Raw genomic sequence first — 17604 nt, forward strand, 5'->3', positions numbered from 1 at the left:
CCCGACTTACTCCTTTTCAGATGACAATGCAGGTGTAGTTTTTGACTTAACACGACCTGATGATTGAGCTGGAATCTGGCCTGTAGGGTCAGTTACGAGCTCTTCAATAGAGTTAAAGCGTGTAATTTCAGCAATGTTCATTGTTGGCGAACCGATTTTAATCGCCTCACCTGCTGATTTACGGCGATCTGCTGGTGACCAACTTAAAGCACCTACAGAGAAGGCATAAACAAGCGCAATCAATAAATCAACGACAAAGATCACGACAGTGGTATATCCCAACCACCCTACTTCACGCACAGAAGTAGACCATGCATAGAGGTAAAGTGCCTCTAAGTCGAAGACAACAAAGAAAATTGCAACTAAATAGAACTTTGCAGACAGGCGAATGCGAGCGCCACCAGCACTCACGACACCCGATTCAAACTGCTCTTGCTTAGCACGCCCCCACGATTTCCCCCCGAGGAGTAAGGGAACTGTGAGCATAAAGACGCAAAGAAATGTAACGCCGATCACGAAGGCGATAATCGCCCAGTCGTATGGAGTAATGGCACTCATGCGGGGATAACTCCTGGCAGGCCTATTATTTAACAAAGAATGTATGTATTGGCCTTCAAATACACCAAACACAAAATTAATCCCGCCAATTGTACCTGATTTCTAATTTCGCATGCTAGTTGAAGCGTCTTAGTCTTTCGGATGATTTTCTAAACAAAACTATTCTTCTATGGGTTGTAAGGGGGGTTTCACCACGCATAATCGGTTTATTTAATAGTTTTTTTGTTTATGATGATTTTTTTCATTTTTTAATTTTAGAATAATTACATAGTTCATCGACCATTAAGTTTTTATAACTTACTTTTTTATAATATTAGTTTGTTTTTTATTGTATTCAACTTCCCCTCTGAATTATGATGAATGTTTAGTCATACATAATATTTTATTACTCTTGGATAAGAGTGTTTATCATTAAGGGCAGCTGATGCCAGACTCACTTCGTGAATTTTCATTTCCCTCTTCTTTAAAATTTTTTCTCCTGTTTGGCTTCATTATTACGGTATGTTGTTTTATTGGCATCGCATCTCGTCCTTTAAGTTTTCTGGCGTTCTTTTGGCCAGCCAATTCTGTTTTGCTCGGTCTACTCATTCGCTTTCCGAGCACACGTCGACCAAGCACGTTTTTAGGTGCCTACATAGGTTATGTTATTGCTGACCTATTTCAAGGTACTCCATTTGCTCTCACACTCGTTTTAACAACGTCAAATTTCATTTATGTTGTTACTACCCTTGCCCTCTATATGTTTTTTAATCAGCATATTAAAGCGGCCTATCGAGGCTATTCCTACCTCTTTTTATTTGGTCTATGTGGGATAGGTAGCATAGCAGGCGCATTGTTTGCAGCAACTTTTGTGCCTATGTTTAATACTAAATTTATGCTTGGTAATTTGTGGGATGAATTCGGTTACTGGTTCACTTCAGAACTACAAAATGCCCTACTTCTTTTACCTATCATCTTGAACCTACCTCAATACAGTCAGGTAAAGCATTACTTTTCGAGAAATCGTGGCTTACAAGCGATTGACCTATTACCTTTTTTGGCCGTCATTATTTCTATTGCCGCCAGCTATTATGATTCTGGCCCTGGTTCGCTCCTCTACCCGATTGCAGCACTCATCTGGTGCGCTATTCGCTACAAACCTATTATTGTTGCACTCATTACGACCTTTACCAGTGCCTATATTATCTATCATGTCTCTGGACATTACCTTCTGCTTTATCCGAACGAATATTTAAGCAATACCATCTCAATTCGTATTGGTTTAATCATGATGACGATTGCACCTCTTACCGTCTCTAGTATTAGTGTTTTGCATTCAGAGTTAATTCAAAAGCTTCAACATGCGATTGCACATGACGAGCTAACCTCTAGCCTCACCCGACGCCAGTTTTTGCAGTCGGTCAGATTACTTCAAGAAAAGGTATACAAGGAAAATAAAACCTCAGCATTTTTCATGCTTGATGTAGACCACTTCAAACAAGTTAATGACAACTACGGCCATCAAATAGGCGACCGCGCCCTACAAACTTGTGTCACCACTATTCAAAATATTTTGCATCCTCATGACTTATTGGGCCGCTTTGGCGGTGAAGAATTTGCAATTTTTATTGCAGATACCACCAAAGAGAGCGCCTTTGACCTTGCAGAACAAATAAGAATCAAAATTAGCCAGCAACCGATTTATATTTATGGAAAATTACCAATTTTCATTCAAGTCAGTATTGGCATAAGTTTATATTCCCCATCTTCTCATAGAGCGATTGAAAATTTATTTAAAGAAGCAGATGACGCTTTATATCAAGCAAAACGCCAAGGGCGTAATCGGGTCTTTATATCTTTATAGGTTTTCATTTAATCATCTAGTGTAATGAATTTTATACAATATCCTATATTTTGCCATGTATGCTAATAACAGATAATAAGGAGAAAAATGCATGACTCTAGAATATACGCATAAACCAAACTACTACTTGTTTGCGCAGTTACTGGTGCGACATATAGAAAGCTATATTCACAAACATCCAGATGCTAACAATGCAATTTTTGACTTGCGAGATGTCTATGAAATATTTAGGCAGGATTTTGCGTCAACCACAACAAACCTAGAAGGTATTTTGCATATTGCGGATGAATATAAAATAGAAACGCTTAATGGAGATCAACCTCTTATTCAAAAATACCAGATTGATGCAAAAAACAATTCATTACTGATCGACTTTAATTCCGATGCGTTGAGCAGCTTAAGAAGCGGAAAACCTATTTTGGAACCAGATGCAACTCGATTATAAATAATGCAATAAAAAAGCACCTTTATGAAGGTGCTTTTTTATTGGCTTTCAAAGGAGGTTGTTTAAAGCGCTTTGCAGGCCATGTCATGATAAAGCGAGCTCCACCTAAGGTAGGACTTTCATCTACTTTAATTTCACCACCGAACCAATAAGCAATACGGCTGACAATAGACAATCCTAAACCATAGCCACCCGACGCACGAGTACGGCTATCATCTAAACGAGCAAAGGCTTCAAATACTCTTTGACGATCTTGTTCCGGAATTCCGGCGCCATCATCTTCAACACAAACAAAGGCCATGCCATCGCTGTGAATACCACCTGTGATGCGAACTTTGTTATCACAATAACGAACAGCGTTACCTACCAAGTTTTGAACAACCCGATGTAAATAACGACGCTCTGCATCTACTTTCAAATAAACAGGAGGAGCAACAAGTTCAATTTCTTTTTGCGTTTTTAAAGCTTCGGTTTCTACCGCAACTTGATCCAATACATCAAATAGAGCAATTTCAGCAAAATCTAATGAAGGTGTACCCTGCTCTAGTTTTGCATAAGTCATGATTTCATCAATTAAGGTATTGAGCGCCTCAATATCTTTATCAATCATATCAACCTGATGCATACGATGGTTGTAATCGTCTTCTTCTGCCAACATTTCTGTACCAAAGCGTATACGGGCAACCGGCGTTCTAAGCTCATGAGATACCGCTCTCATCAACTCGCGCTGAGCCTCGATTAAACGCTGAATATGATCAGACATGTTGTTATAACTTGATGCCAAGTTTGCCATTTCGTCACTTCCTTCAATAGGAACACGCAATGACAAATCACCAGACTTCATACGGTTTAACGCATAACGGACTTGGCGAATTTTACGTTCTAACGGCAAGATGAGACCATAAACACCTAAACTCAGTAAGAATAGGCTAAATAAGGTAATTCCTGCTGAAAGCTGTAAAGGCATCCAGTTAAACATCGGAACCGGTCCAAGAACCAGAACTTGTGCAGGATGATTTGGTATTGGAGATACGATCGAAATGGTCGTGCCACGCATCGTTGCACTATCTTTGTACAACATGACACTTTGGTCTTGGCGTAAACGGCCAATTTGCTCAGAATCCAGATTAACGTCTTGAATATTGTAGATATTAATTGGATATGAAAAATGTTTTTGAATCTTGGCAAGGTATTCTTGTTCTTGCCCCGGATAAAACATTAGATAATCAAGTACAAAAATAGGGAGAGCCTTCATTTGGCGCTCACTAATTTTGTCAACTTTTATGGATAAATAGTGCTGAGGATCATCACGCAAGCCAATAATAATATACGCAATACTATTACTGGCATCGTAACGGACAACAGATTTTTGAGCTTCGATCCGTTTTTTCTCGGTACGAGATAACTCAACCTTGCTCGCATCAGTGTAATAAATGGGAAGTTCCAATAAATCCGATGCATCTGAAACCCAGTCTATTTTCTGTTGCTTCCCCGGTTGTCGAGCGACTCCCTCACTAATGACATAAGAAATACCATCAGTTAAAGACTCTCGGTATTCTTGTGCCCGTTGATAATTGATGATTTGTACAAGCAAATAACCAAAAACGGCAACCAAAACAACAAGAATTACCAGTCCCGCATATATTCGCAGGAATATGCTGTGTTTAAACACTCGACCAACCTTATAGGAAGTTTATGCAGATCTTATAACCCATTGGTTTCTTTAACGAACAAGTAACCTTTACTACGTACTGTTTTAATACGCTTTGGATTTTCAGGATCATCGCCAATTTTTGGACGAATACGTGAGATACGGACATCGATTGAACGGTCCTGACCATCGTATTCAATACCGCGTAAACGTTCGAAGATATCTTCTCGCGATAAGATACGGCCAGCATTTGATGCAAGCAACCATAATAGGTCATATTCTGCGCTAGTGAAATCAACAAGCTCACCATGCAACGTTACTGAACGGCCGCCATTATCAATCACAAGGTCATCAAACTCGATACGTTGTGCAACTTCGTCTTCTACAGTTTTATCTGTGCGACGTAATAACGCACGGATACGCGCTAAAAGTACGCGTGGCTGAACTGGTTTAGCGACATAGTCATCCGCTCCCATTTCAAGGCCAAGTACCTGATCCATATCTTCTGTACGTGCAGTCAACATAAGAATCGGTTGATGATAATGTGGACGAACTTCACGGCAAACGGTTAACCCATCAGCACCCGGCAACATGACATCCAAGACCACTAGATCTGGTTGTTCACTAATAATACGACGAATTGCACGGTTACCATCAGTTTCTACACCAACTTCCAAGCCGTTGCGGATTAAATACTCTTGAGTTAATCGTGCTAAACGCTCGTCGTCTTCAACGATCAGAATCTTTGGTAACTTTTCTTCTTGGCTCATATCATTGCCCCTATAAATCTCATTACATGCATCTTAAAAATCTTGCAGATACATTCGTTTATCATTTGCAATATACACACGTTTACATTGTAAACAAGTAGGCGTTCACCAAACTGATACATGACAACCATGTTTTGTTGCATTTTATTAACCTTTGAATTTTCTCGTGTTTTTAACATTTAGTTATTGTTATTAAATTTCATATTCTATTCATATTTCCAATGTATGAATATTAAACAAATTATTTCTTTAACTACTTTAATTGTATTTAAGTGCTTGTTTTTTGAGTTATCCACAAAGTTATCTATAAGTGTTTTTTGATAGCTTTGCTATGCTATCTCTCATCAAATCATACAGATAAAAAATTACTAAAAAGTCAAGATTGATCTGCTATGAAAAATCCCGTATCTTGTGTTCAAAATAAACTTTAACTACTAAGTCTTGTGTTTATCCCTCAAACATCGTGGCATACTTTTTGCTCGGTTCAAACGGTCTATAAACATAACAAAAGTGACAATGGAGCTATGCTGGCATGAGCGTAATTACTTCGACTCCCGGTCAAATTCAGGTGATCAAACGCACTGGAGATGTTGCTGCATTTGATGCAGAGAAAATTTCTGTTGCGATTGGTAAAGCTTTTCTTGCTGTGGAAGGTCAACAGAGTTCGGATTCAAGCCGTATTCACGACCGTATTACCCAACTGACGGAAATGGTATTAAATACTTTCACTCGCCGTTTACCATCGGGCGGTACGATCCATATTGAAGAAATTCAAGATCAGGTTGAGCTTGCTTTAATGCGTACCGGAGAACAGAAAGTTGCCCGCGCTTACGTAATTTACCGCGAACAACGTACGACTGCTCGTCAGCAAACGAACTCAAACCACCATCCTACGTTACAAGTGACCGATGCAAACGGTCAGCTTCAGCCACTTGATTTAAGTGCATTGCAAGCAACTGTAGCTAAAGCAGCCGAAGGTTTGGAAGGTATTGACGTTCAGGCTATTGTCGATGAAACCGTTAAAAACTTATATAACGGCGTAAAAGAGACTGATATTGCCACTACGATGATGATGGCAACACGTACTCGTATTGAACAAGAACCAAACTATACTTACGTGACTGCACGTTTGCTTTCTAGTGAATTAGTGAGCACAGGTTTAGCGTTCTTAGGCTTACCTACAGATACTCCTGAAAACACTGCACTCGAAGCCTTTTTGAAAAAAGGTGTAGAGCTTGATTTGCTTTCACCAGACTTGCTTGATTTCGATTTAGAGAAACTTGCAGCAGCAATTCAACCAGAACGCTCTAATCAGTTTACCTATTTAGGTTTACAGACTTTATTTGACCGTTACTTCATTCACTCAAACGGCGTTCGCTTCGAATTACCGCAATTATTCTTTATGCGTGTGTCGATGGGTCTTACGTTAAATGAGCAAAATAAAGAAGAACGTGCAATCGAGTTCTATAACTTATTGTCTAGCTTCGACTACATGGCTTCTACGCCTACCTTGTTTAACTCAGGTACGTTACGTCCACAGCTTTCTAGTTGTTACTTAACAACGATTGGCGATGACCTTTATGACATTTATGGCGCAATGCGTGACAACGCAATGCTTTCTAAATGGGCTGGCGGTTTAGGTAATGACTGGACACCTGTACGCGCATTGAACTCTTACATTAAGGGTACAAACGGTAAGTCTCAGGGTGTTGTTCCGTTCTTGAAAGTTGCGAACGATACAGCTGTTGCGGTAAACCAAGGTGGTAAGCGTAAAGGTGCAGTGTGTGCATACTTAGAAACTTGGCACTTAGACATCGAAGAATTTTTAGAACTTCGTAAAAATACAGGTGATGACCGTCGCCGTACACATGACATGAACACTGCGAACTGGGTTCCAGACTTGTTTATGCAACGTGTATTTGAAGATGGTGAATGGACATTATTTACGCCTTCTGAAACTCCTGACTTGCACGACTTAACTGGTGCTGAATTTGCTGAGCGTTATGCTTACTATGAGTCTGTAGCGAAAGAAACAAACATGCTACACAAGAAAGTACGTGCTAAAGACTTATGGCGCAAAATGCTTTCTATGTTGTTTGAAACTGGTCACCCGTGGATTACATTCAAAGATGTATGTAACTTACGTTCACCACAACAACATGTTGGTGTAGTTCACTCATCTAACTTATGTACTGAAATTACCTTGAACACAAATCAAGACGAAATTGCAGTATGTAACTTGGGCTCGATCAACCTTGTACAACACGTTCAAGGTGGTGTGTTAGACCGTGAGAAGTTAGCTCGCACAATTAAAACAGCAGTACGCATGCTCGATAACGTTATCGACATTAACTACTACGCTGTACCACAAGCGAAAAACTCGAACTTGAAACACCGCCCTGTGGGTATGGGTATCATGGGCTTCCAAGATGCTCTATATGAAATGAACATCGCTTACGGTTCAGACGCTGCTATTGATTTTGCTGATGAATCAATGGAAGTGATTAGCTACTACGCGATTGAAACTTCAAGCAACTTGGCTGTTGAACGCGGTGCTTACTCAACATTTAAAGGTTCATTGTGGGATCAAGGTATCCTCCCAATCGACTCTTTAGAAATTGTTGCGAAATCTCGTCCAGAGCGTATGTTCGAAGTTGACCGTACTCAACGTTTAGACTGGGACACTTTACGTGCCAAAGTTCAAAAAGACGGTATGCGTAACTCAAATGTGATGGCGATTGCTCCTACTGCAACCATCTCTAACATCTGTGGTGTTTCTCAGTCTATTGAGCCAACATTCCAGAACTTATATGTGAAATCTAACTTGTCTGGTGAATTCACTGTCATTAACCCATATCTCGTTCGCGCATTAAAAGAACGTGGTCTTTGGGACACAGTGATGGTTAATGACTTGAAACACTTCGAAGGTTCAGTACAAAAAATTGCTCGTATTCCTGAAGAATTAAAAGCAATCTTTGCTACTGCGTTTGAAGTAGATACACGCTGGATCGTTGATGCTGCATCACGCCGTCAAAAATGGATCGATCAAGCTCAGTCGCTTAACCTTTACATTGCTGGTGCAAACGGTAAGAAACTTGACATCACTTATAAGATGGCATGGTTACGTGGTCTTAAGACGACTTACTACCTCCGAGCTTTAGGTGCAACTTCTGCTGAAAAATCTACAATTAACACAGGTGCTTTAAACGCAGTTAAACCTGCGACTGTTGAAGCGGCTCCGGTTGCTGCCCCTGTTGTAGAAGCGAAAAAGCCTGAAGCAGTTGAAGAAGATGGTTTTACCCAAGCAGCTCCAGTTCCAATGGCTTGTTCAATCGACAATCCTGATTGTGAAGCTTGCCAATAACATTCAATAAAATTGCTCTTTTTCACTAAAGAGCAATTTTACAAGAGGTAAAGATTATGCTTTCTCATCTCAGCCATAACTATATGCTTGGTGTTGGAGTTTTAATCTTTGCCTTTCTTTTCTTTTATATGCCACTGGTTTACGCATTTTTCACAATACGTAAGCAACAGCGTAAGCAAAATAAGTAGTAGGGAGTAGAGACCAAAGGCCCAAAATTTGGTCATACTTCAATAAAACTTAATTTTGTTTACACATTAAAAGCGTATAGTAGGGACATCTTCGTTTAAGAGATGTCAAATATAGATATACACAACGAAGAGAGAACAAAAATGTCTATCCTTAGTTGGGACGATTTTGAAGATGATTCGCAAAAACCGGCTGCACCTGAACTCAAGTCTGCGCCCGTCAAATCGGAAAAAACGACTAATTCGCAGAATGTATCTTCTGCGGAGTCATCATCGCAGAGCTTGGCAACTTCACAATCCGCTGGAACCCATTCCGTGCGACCAACAGTTGCCTCCGATACGGTGGCTAGAGCCTCTGCAGCCTTAGAACATTTAGATGTTGCTCCTGGCCTTGAAGAGCTAGAAATGGGCGCGCAACGTGTTCAAGTTGATGACAAAGCCATGATTAACTGTCGTGCGGACTTGAACCAGCTTGTTCCATTTAAATATGAATGGGCTTGGCAGAAATATCTTGACGGGTGTGCAAACCACTGGATGCCGCAAGAAGTAAACATGAACCTAGACATCGCGCTTTGGAAGTCTGAAAACGGCTTAACTGAAGATGAGCGTACGATTGTTATGCGTTCTTTAGGTTTCTTCTCGACTGCGGACTCTTTGGTTGCAAACAACTTGGTATTGGCAATTTACCGCCATATTACCAACCCTGAATGCCGTCAGTACATCTTGCGTCAAGCATTTGAAGAAGCGATTCACACTCACGCTTACCAATACTGTATCGAATCTTTAGGTATGGACGAAGGCGAAGTCTTCAACATGTACCGTGAAGTTCCATCTGTTGCGCGTAAAGCAGCGTGGGGATTGAAATATACTCAATCTTTAACAGATCCTAATTTCCACACAGGCACACCTGAAAACGACCAACGTTTACTTCGTAACTTGATCGCGTTCTACTGTGTTCTTGAAGGGATCTTCTTCTACTGTGGCTTTACTCAAATTTTGAGTATGGGTCGTCGTAACAAGATGAACGGTGTTGCTGAGCAATTCCAATACATCTTGCGTGATGAATCTATGCACTTGAACTTTGGTATCGACATGATTAACCAAATCAAGATTGAGAACCCTCACCTTTGGAGCGCAGAGTTCCAACAAGAAGTGGTTCAAATGATTGTTGAAGGCACAATGCTTGAAATCGAATATGCGCGTGACACGATGCCACGCGGTGTATTGGGTATGAACGCAAGCATGATGGAAGAATATTTGAAATTCATCTGTAACCGCCGTTTATCTCAGTTAGGTTTACCAGAGCAATTTGCTGGTGTAACCAACCCGTTTGCGTGGATGTCTGAGATGATGGACTTACGTAAAGAGAAGAACTTCTTTGAAACGCGTGTAACTGACTACCAAACTGGTGGTGCGTTAAGCTGGTAAGTTTGATCTGATCGAGTTAAAAAAGAGCCTAAATTTTAGGCTCTTTTTAATTTATAGGATAAATAAAATATAGATATTTTAACTATTTCGCTCATTTTTTCTTTTTATAATACAACATGAAAACATATTCACTTTGATTATTAAATTTCACACAACTCGATCACAACATGTTGATTTTACTTATTTTAATAATAAATTCGATATGAAAAATTTATCCAAGCAGATAAGTTTAGGCTTCTATTAATTCTAATATATCTAAATTATAATAAAATCAGATATAAAGGAAAAAATCATGTTTGAAAGAGACAAAAAAAGCATCATATCCTTACTTTTTGCATGGAATGAAACAGTTTTGCCTCAAATACTTCCTGCACTACTTCTAGTTTTAATAATTTCAACAGCATTTAGCAGTTTGATATATTTTAATGTCATTAAAATTGCAACATTCCCTACTATTAGCTTTTCAATATTTGGTGTTATTTTATCCATTTTCTTAGGTTTCAAAAATACTGCTTGCTATGATCGATGGTGGGAGGCGAGAAAACTTTGGGGAACATTAATCGCCTCATCAAGACACATTCTCCGTGAAACTCTTCTACTCACAAAATCTTATCGAATATTGATACTGAATTATTTAATATTATTCAGTAGCATATTACGCTATAGATTACGTAATATCCCATTAAATGCAGACCTACTCTCAAATTATAGTTTTCTTAGCGATTCTGATATCAAAATATTACTAGAACAAAAAAATCCACCTCAATTTATTTTAGAAAAAATACAACATGTTTTGATTACAGCACTAAAAGAACAAGCGGTGACAGATATTATTTACAATCAAATAAACACGCATATTACTGATTTAGGTAATGTCCAAGCAGGATGCGATAGAATAAAAGACTCACCTCTTCCATACTCATATTCTGTACTATTACATCGTGCGGTATATTGTTTTTGTTTTACATTACCATTTAGCCTAGAAACCACATTAGGAATTGGCACTCCTTTCTTAGTTGGCCTGATTGCTTATTTATTCTTAGGATTAGATGCTCTCAGCACTCAACTTGAAGAACCTTTTAATTTAAATATTAATGGATTACCTCTCGATAAGATGGTTTCGAATATTGAATATGAAATTAATAAACATTTATGAGATTAATAATATAATTTGATCCCTTCTTATAGATACCAAATAGTATCTGTTCATAGTCTTAATGCTACTCTCTGCTTTTCTCCGACCAAAACGCTTGTGGGAATATTTGTTTGCGAGACTAAACACCCATACGACGTTGTTGAATAGATAAATTTATTTCCTCTTTTTTATCCAAAGCAAAGCTGACTATTTATTTAAATCCAACCATGTGTTGGAGCTATTGGTCTAGCAATCACATGCAAGATACTGTTTTTTCTTGCACCTGAATGTCCACCCAGACCTATTACTAAAGCATCAGAATTTATTGAGTATAGATTACAAAACCAACGCCTCGACAAAAGCTTGCCAAAGTTAAGCCGGCTGTTTGTGCCATTTGTATTGCCATACTCGTTGGGGCCGAAATCGTTGCAAGTAAAGCTATATTTAAAACAGCACACTTTCGAATCAGCTCATAACTTGCTCGACTAGTCATCACAACAAAGCCTTTCGATAAGTCAAAGTTCTGTGCAGAAATATGCCCCAGCAATTTATCTAATGCATTATGACGTCCAACATCTTCAAATAAAGCTAGAATTATTCCATTCTCAACCCAAGCTGCAGCATGCGCTCCCCCTGTAACAGCCGTAATTTTTTGCTGACTTTTTAATTGTTTCACTGCGCTAGGGATTTCACTTAACCAATCTGATTTAACTGGATGACTAATTTTTGGTAAAGAAAAATGTAATTGTTGTAGGCTCTCTATACCGCATAAGCCACATCCTGTTCTACCAATGAGCATTCTGCGGTGTTCTTTTAATGCCATAAAAGCTTTTGATGAAATCTGCATCTCAACCTGTATGCCAAAATTATTCTGAATTATATCAATTGAGTAAATTTCTTTTAAACTTCCCACTATCCCTTCAGAAAGACTAAAGCCTTTTGCAAATTCTACTACATCAGTTGGTGTAGCCATCATAACAGCATGCGATATGCCATTGTAAACTAAGGCAATAGGATACTCTTGAACAACTTTATCAAACTGAGTCTCTGTTTGGCCTTTCTCAAATCGTGTAATTTGAATTGACTCATAACCTGACAATTTTAGTTCCAACTTTAGTTTTCCTTACAATTAAGAATGGCAATCAAAGATTGCCATTCAATTTCACTAATAGTGAACTAAAGTACTAAATACTTAGATTCCAACCTTGTTCTCTGCATTTTCAGGATCAACTTCGGTAAATAAATTGAAGTGCTCAGGCGCATCACCTGGATGTAGAACAACTGGGATACTCTTCGAGGCTGGAATTTTCGCGTATTTATCATGACTTGAAAGCGCAACAAGAGGATTCGTCTCAGGATAGTATGCCGCTAAACTTCCTTGCGGAATGTTATAAGGCACTATTCGGAAACTTTTGACCACTCGTTTCACGCCATCAGAGAATACGCTTTCAATATCAACCCATTGATTATCAACAAATCCTGCTTCATCAATGTCTTTTTGATTCATAAACAATACGCGACGTTGACCAAAAACACCTCTATATCGGTCATCAAGTCCGTATAAAGTCGTGTTGTATTGATCGTGTGAACGAGTCGTCATTAACGTATAGACTTTGCTCTCTTTATACTCAGCAGCATATTGATTTTCTTGATCTTTATAGACTTCTGTTAATGGTGTGATGAGGAACTGGGCTTTACCAGCTGGGGTGTTCCAAACCTTCTCATTCGCAGGATGGATAAGATGGAAACCACCTGGTTGATATACGCGACCATTGAAATCTTTGAACTCTTCAAAAACGTCTTCAATAGAATCACGAATACGATCATAATCCTCAATATACCAACGCCATTTAATTTTAGAGTCTGATAAAGTCGCTTCAGCCATTCGCGCAACGATATCAGGTTCAGAAAGTAAGTTTTGTGAAGCAGGCTCATTACGTCCAGCTGACAAATGGACATTACTCATTGAATCTTCAACCGAGATAGCCTGATTACCCTTCAGTTGTTTATCTACTTCTGTTCGACCTAAACACGGTAAAACTAATGCGTCTTTACCACAAACTAGATGACTACGGTTTAGCTTAGTTGCAATATTGACAACCAATGAACAACGTCTTAAAGCTTCTTGCGTATATGGAGTATCTGGAGTTGCAACCGCGAAGTTTCCACCTAAACCAATAAAGACCTTCACATCCCCTTCATACATCGCCTTAATGGTATCAACGACACCATAACCATGTTTTCTAGGTGATTTAATTCCAAAAACGCGGTCTATGTTATCAAGCATTTTTTCACTTGGTAACTCATGAATCCCCATCGTCCTATCGCCTTGCACATTACTGTGCCCACGAACTGGACATAAGCCTGCTCCTGGACGGCCAATCTGCCCTCTCGCTAACAATAAATTCGCTAACATATGGACATTGGCCGTACCATGTCTGTGTTGTGTGATCCCCATGCCCCAACAAAAAATTGAACGCTCAGAATCTAAGAACATTTTAGCAATTGATTCTAGATTTTCTGGAGAAAGACCAGAATATTTATAAATATCACTCCATTCTGTTCGATCAATTTCTTTTAACATTTCGTCAAAACCAACTGTATTCTCGGCAATATATTGACGATTAAATACACTGGCTTTACCTGCCAGCAATGCTTGTTTATCCCATTCATGAAGATGTTTCATCATGCCTAACAGAAGAGCATAATCCCCGCCAATTTTAGGCTGGAAATAAAAACGACTAATCGGAGTACTTCCATTAGTCATCATCTCAATTGGAGCCTGCGGGTCTTGGAAACGTTCTAATCCACGTTCTTTAATAGGATTAATGGCAATAATATTCCCACCTCTACGCGAAACTTCACGCAAAGTACCTAGCATTCGAGGATGGTTCGTACCTGGATTATGTCCAAAGCTGAAGATTGCATCTGCTTCATCAAAGTCTTCTAGAGTAACTGTACCCTTCCCATGCCCAATAGAGTCTTTCAAACCCACGCTAGTCGTTTCATGACACATGTTTGAACAATCGGGGAAATTATTGGTTCCAAAACTGCGCACAAATAATTGGTATAAAAACGCAGCTTCATTACTTGCTCGGCCTGAAGTATAAAAAGCGGCTTGATCAGGATTATCCAAAGCTTGAAGATGCTTAGCAATGATTTGAAACGCATCATCCCAAGAAATTGGAACATATTTGTCCGTAGCTGCGTCATAACGCATCGGATCTGTTAAACGTCCCAAATCCTCTAAATAGAAATCATTTTGCTCGGCTAGCCAACTGACAGTATGGTGCGCAAAAAATTCTGGAGTGACTCTTTTACTTGTTGCTTCGAATGCAACAGCTTTTGCTCCATTTTCACAAAAGTTAAATGCATGAGCATTCTTTTTTTCAGGCCAAGCACAACCAGGACAGTCAAAACCTGTTGGCTGGTTAATATTCATTAAAGTAATTGAGCCTTTTGCGAAAACTTCTTGCCTTTTTAAATTTCGAGCAACACTCAATAAAGCCCCCCATCCACCAGCAGGATGTGTATAAGGTTCGATACGCGCGAAATTCGTATTTTCCTGAATATGACGCTCTTCACCTTCAGGTTTTATTTGTTCTGAATTGTTCATTTGAGTGCCCTCTTTATTGGGTTACCTGATTTACTCTAAAATCAGCTCATGAAAAAATTTTAGATCACTTTACTTTACAACCACTCATGACAATCATTCATCATTGTTATCACTTTATTTCATTAAATTACAATTATCTACTCGACATAATAAAACAGTTCTTAAATCGATTTTTTTGCAGATCATCCATCTATAAGTTTATTTCCTTAAATTAATAATTTTCTATCATAATGAAAATTATATTTTTTAAACTCGATTCATTTAATATTTGTTATATATAATATTTTTATTAAATTAATATCTCCTATTAATCTATAATCTTCAAGTACGTCCAAGATAAAATATACATTATAGGTATAATGAATTATTAACAACTCACTTTTACTTCATGCTTATTTTTCAAAAAAAACTGGTCTATTAGCTGCCCTCTTTCATATCTACATATTCATAAAAATGTACGATCTTTAGGTCAGATTTAAATAGCCAAATACAACCTTTTCAACTCAATGTTGAAATCATTTAAATCACTTCCCACTGCTAGGCCTGATGCTTTGATCATGCCCTTATCTAAAGCAATAACATCTTGTGCAGTCATCTGTGCATGTGAATAGCTAGAACAAATAAAACAGGACTAAAAAGCAGAATTCGTGCTCTTTCGATGAGTTTTATAGAGTTTCCACATTAGTTGTAATTTAAATGTTTCGTTAACACATCTATAAAAAGCCTCACTCTTATAGGAAGGTTTTTTCTATTTGGATAAATTACATATATAGGAATCATATCACTTTTGTAAGTTGGTAATATTTGCACTAATTTCCCTGATTGAATATCTTTTTTAACTAAAAAATCTGGTAAATAAGCGATCCCTAAGCCCTCCACCGCAGCATCTTTTATGGCTTCTCCACTATCAAATTTTAATCGACCAACTCCCTTAATTGTATTTAATACACCGTCTACGGAATAAAGATCAAAATTATAATTATTTGATTTTAATCCATAAATAAGAATTTGATGATTTTTTAAATCTTCTGTAATTTGAGGAGTTCCATTCTCGATTAGGTAAGAGGGAGCTGCACATAAGCAGAGATTCGCTTTAGTAATTACTCTAGAAATTAGTTGTGAATCTGGTTCAAACTCCCCAATTCTTATCCCTAAATCGAACCCCTCTTCGACTATATCTACAATTCGATCAGAGAAGCTTATTTCTGCACCTAATTGAGGCCAAGTTTCTAAGAATTGTTTTAATAGGGGTAGAACGACTATCCGTCCAAAAGCTTGAGTTAACGTAAGTCTTAAAACACCCTTCGGTATAGGCTTATCTTGGCGTATATTCGCTTCTATCTCTTCTAGATTCTCTAAAATTTGTACACAGCTTTCATAGAATTTTTGTCCATCTGTAGTTAACGACATTTTCCGAGTTGTACGATGCAATAATCGTATACCTAAATATGATTCAAGACGCCCTATAGCCTTCCCCACAGCAGAACGTGTTAGTCCTAGCTTCTTCGCCCCAGCAACAAAACTTCCTTGGTTTGTAGTTGTTACAAATATTCTAATTGCTGAAAGATCTAAATTTTCTTTGGACACTCATTGTCCCCTAATTAGCGAATCCTTTTCCCGAATATATGCACTATCTTATCTTTTGTCGAGTACGAGTTTTCACTGGAAATTTGGCCAGAAATGTTTCGCGTTTGGCATTTATTTAGCGAAATTTTACCTTCGGCTGAAGCGGCGTTGAATAACACCTGTACTTTCCTTAATGATGCTTTATCTAAATCAAAACTTTCCTAAAAAATTATCGAATGAGTGTAACTATGAACACTAGAACCCCTATTTTCCCTAAAAACAGACATACGCTTTATCAAGAGCATGGCTATTCTGCTGCTATTAAATCTGGAGATTTATTATTTGTTTCCGGACAAGTGGGTAGTCATTCCGATGGAAGTCCCGAACCTAATTTTGAAAAACAGGTTGAGCTAGCATTTCATAATTTAGAAAATACCTTAGCGGCAGCTGGTTGCAGCTTTAATGACATTGTTGATGTTATGACTTTCCATACTGACCCAGAGAATCAATTCGAAACTATTATGAAAGTAAAATCGAAGATTTTTAATCAAGCCCCGTATCCAAATTGGACTGCTGTTGGTGTAAATTGGCTTGCAGGATTTGATTTTGAAATAAAAGTTACAGCTAGAATTCCATCCTCACAATAGAAAAGTTAATTTAACCCAAACCAAGGATTAAAATCTTATTATTTGAAAAAGAAACTTTTTTTATATAGTAAAATAAGGTGTCGGCTGACCCACATCAGCTTTTAAACGAACTAAAACTCAGCCGACAAATTAGATATACCAAATTATTTTTATAAAAACTTATATCCATATTATTATTTTACAAACCCAAATAGATACTTAAATAAAAAGATTACAAAACACATATATATTATTTAAGTTCATACCTTTATTAAGAAAAATATTTCAACTTTATTACAACCAATAAAATAAATATAAAACAAAAGCTTATAAAAAAACAATTTTAACATCCAATAAAATCTACTTTATTTCAATAAGATAAAATATGTTTTATTTATAATTTAAAAATAAATATAT

General features: G+C 38.0%; 14 protein-coding genes. 7 read left to right on the plus strand and 7 right to left on the minus strand.

Going from position 1 to position 17604, the window contains the following annotated elements; translation table 11 throughout:
- Positions 1 to 6: 6 nt before the first annotated feature.
- Positions 7 to 558: an NADH-quinone oxidoreductase subunit A gene (ndhC, locus tag RMB13_RS07725; RefSeq protein WP_003653481.1), complete on the minus strand. Its 552-nt coding sequence runs from the start codon at positions 556 to 558 to the stop codon at positions 7 to 9.
- Positions 559 to 982: 424 nt separating this feature from the next.
- On the opposite strand from ndhC, the gene RMB13_RS07730 reads away from it, so the two are divergent.
- Both RMB13_RS07730 and RMB13_RS07735 read left to right on the plus strand, forming a co-directional pair.
- Positions 983 to 2401 carry a sensor domain-containing diguanylate cyclase gene (locus RMB13_RS07730; protein WP_017392320.1) on the plus strand — a complete coding sequence of 473 codons (1419 nt, stop codon included), beginning with the start codon at positions 983 to 985 and terminating at the stop codon, positions 2399 to 2401.
- 91 nt (positions 2402 to 2492) lie between these two features.
- On the plus strand, positions 2493 to 2846 hold the full coding sequence (locus RMB13_RS07735) for a hypothetical protein (protein WP_003653485.1): 354 nt from the start codon (positions 2493 to 2495) through the stop codon (positions 2844 to 2846).
- 22 nt (positions 2847 to 2868) lie between these two features.
- On the opposite strand, the gene bfmS is transcribed toward RMB13_RS07735, so the two are convergent.
- The 3 genes from bfmS to RMB13_RS07750 are packed head-to-tail and all read right to left on the minus strand — an operon-like array spanning position 2869 to position 5446.
- On the minus strand, positions 2869 to 4518 hold the full coding sequence (bfmS, locus tag RMB13_RS07740) for a sensor histidine kinase BfmS (RefSeq protein WP_231761828.1): 1650 nt from the start codon (positions 4516 to 4518) through the stop codon (positions 2869 to 2871).
- Between the two features lie 32 nt (positions 4519 to 4550).
- The gene (gene bfmR / locus RMB13_RS07745; RefSeq protein ID WP_003653488.1) at positions 4551 to 5267 is read right to left on the minus strand and encodes a response regulator transcription factor BfmR; all 717 of its coding nucleotides are present in this window, start codon (positions 5265 to 5267) and stop codon (positions 4551 to 4553) included.
- A complete protein-coding gene (locus RMB13_RS07750) occupies positions 5264 to 5446 on the minus strand; it encodes a hypothetical protein (protein ID WP_016801725.1) in 183 nt (60 codons plus the stop codon). Before RMB13_RS07750 ends, bfmR begins: the two co-directional genes overlap by 4 nt.
- Before the next feature lie 353 nt (positions 5447 to 5799).
- On the opposite strand from RMB13_RS07750, the gene RMB13_RS07755 reads away from it, so the two are divergent.
- From RMB13_RS07755 to RMB13_RS07770, 4 genes are all read left to right on the plus strand, one after another.
- Positions 5800 to 8631, plus strand: coding sequence for a ribonucleoside-diphosphate reductase subunit alpha (locus RMB13_RS07755; protein WP_005042869.1), 2832 nt, complete (start codon positions 5800 to 5802; stop codon positions 8629 to 8631).
- Positions 8632 to 8687: 56 nt separating this feature from the next.
- Complete coding sequence (locus tag RMB13_RS07760; protein WP_003653490.1) at positions 8688 to 8819, plus strand: hypothetical protein; 132 nt, start codon at positions 8688 to 8690, stop codon at positions 8817 to 8819.
- A gap of 141 nt (positions 8820 to 8960) precedes the next feature.
- Positions 8961 to 10244: a ribonucleotide-diphosphate reductase subunit beta gene (locus RMB13_RS07765; RefSeq protein ID WP_005042873.1), complete on the plus strand. Its 1284-nt coding sequence runs from the start codon at positions 8961 to 8963 to the stop codon at positions 10242 to 10244.
- A gap of 292 nt (positions 10245 to 10536) precedes the next feature.
- Positions 10537 to 11400: a bestrophin family protein gene (locus tag RMB13_RS07770; RefSeq protein ID WP_005042875.1), complete on the plus strand. Its 864-nt coding sequence runs from the start codon at positions 10537 to 10539 to the stop codon at positions 11398 to 11400.
- Between the two features lie 301 nt (positions 11401 to 11701).
- Here RMB13_RS07770 and fdhD read toward each other — a convergent pair whose 3' ends face one another.
- From fdhD to RMB13_RS07790, 3 genes are all read right to left on the minus strand, one after another.
- Positions 11702 to 12490: a formate dehydrogenase accessory sulfurtransferase FdhD gene (gene fdhD / locus RMB13_RS07775; protein ID WP_311084865.1), complete on the minus strand. Its 789-nt coding sequence runs from the start codon at positions 12488 to 12490 to the stop codon at positions 11702 to 11704.
- Between the two features lie 81 nt (positions 12491 to 12571).
- Entirely contained in the window at positions 12572 to 14995 is a 2424-nt protein-coding gene (locus RMB13_RS07780; protein WP_311076609.1) for an FdhF/YdeP family oxidoreductase, read from the minus strand.
- A gap of 681 nt (positions 14996 to 15676) precedes the next feature.
- Complete coding sequence (locus RMB13_RS07790; protein WP_311084866.1) at positions 15677 to 16582, minus strand: LysR family transcriptional regulator; 906 nt, start codon at positions 16580 to 16582, stop codon at positions 15677 to 15679.
- A 227-nt stretch (positions 16583 to 16809) separates the two neighbouring features.
- Between RMB13_RS07790 and RMB13_RS07795 the strand changes: the two genes are divergently transcribed.
- Positions 16810 to 17208, plus strand: coding sequence for a RidA family protein (locus RMB13_RS07795; protein ID WP_311084867.1), 399 nt, complete (start codon positions 16810 to 16812; stop codon positions 17206 to 17208).
- The last annotated feature ends 396 nt before the right edge of the window (positions 17209 to 17604 follow it).

Origin of the sequence: Acinetobacter sp. V102_4 (genome assembly GCF_031799005.1) — a bacterium.
Taxonomy (GTDB): domain Bacteria; phylum Pseudomonadota; class Gammaproteobacteria; order Pseudomonadales; family Moraxellaceae; genus Acinetobacter; species Acinetobacter calcoaceticus.

What these genes read in the sequence shown, in the direction of transcription:
- RMB13_RS07755 (WP_005042869.1), top strand. Translation starts at nt 5,800, where the DNA reads ATGAGCGTAATTACTTCGACTCCCGGTCAAATTCAGGTGATCAAACGC.
- bfmR (WP_003653488.1), bottom strand. Translation starts at nt 5,267, where the DNA reads ATGAGCCAAGAAGAAAAGTTACCAAAGATTCTGATCGTTGAAGACGAC.
- RMB13_RS07760 (WP_003653490.1), top strand. Translation starts at nt 8,688, where the DNA reads ATGCTTTCTCATCTCAGCCATAACTATATGCTTGGTGTTGGAGTTTTA.
- RMB13_RS07750 (WP_016801725.1), bottom strand. Translation starts at nt 5,446, where the DNA reads ATGTTAAAAACACGAGAAAATTCAAAGGTTAATAAAATGCAACAAAAC.
- RMB13_RS07795 (WP_311084867.1), top strand. Translation starts at nt 16,810, where the DNA reads ATGAACACTAGAACCCCTATTTTCCCTAAAAACAGACATACGCTTTAT.
- RMB13_RS07765 (WP_005042873.1), top strand. Translation starts at nt 8,961, where the DNA reads ATGTCTATCCTTAGTTGGGACGATTTTGAAGATGATTCGCAAAAACCG.
- RMB13_RS07735 (WP_003653485.1), top strand. Translation starts at nt 2,493, where the DNA reads ATGACTCTAGAATATACGCATAAACCAAACTACTACTTGTTTGCGCAG.
- ndhC (WP_003653481.1), bottom strand. Translation starts at nt 558, where the DNA reads ATGAGTGCCATTACTCCATACGACTGGGCGATTATCGCCTTCGTGATC.
- RMB13_RS07780 (WP_311076609.1), bottom strand. Translation starts at nt 14,995, where the DNA reads ATGAACAATTCAGAACAAATAAAACCTGAAGGTGAAGAGCGTCATATT.
- RMB13_RS07770 (WP_005042875.1), top strand. Translation starts at nt 10,537, where the DNA reads ATGTTTGAAAGAGACAAAAAAAGCATCATATCCTTACTTTTTGCATGG.
- RMB13_RS07730 (WP_017392320.1), top strand. Translation starts at nt 983, where the DNA reads ATGCCAGACTCACTTCGTGAATTTTCATTTCCCTCTTCTTTAAAATTT.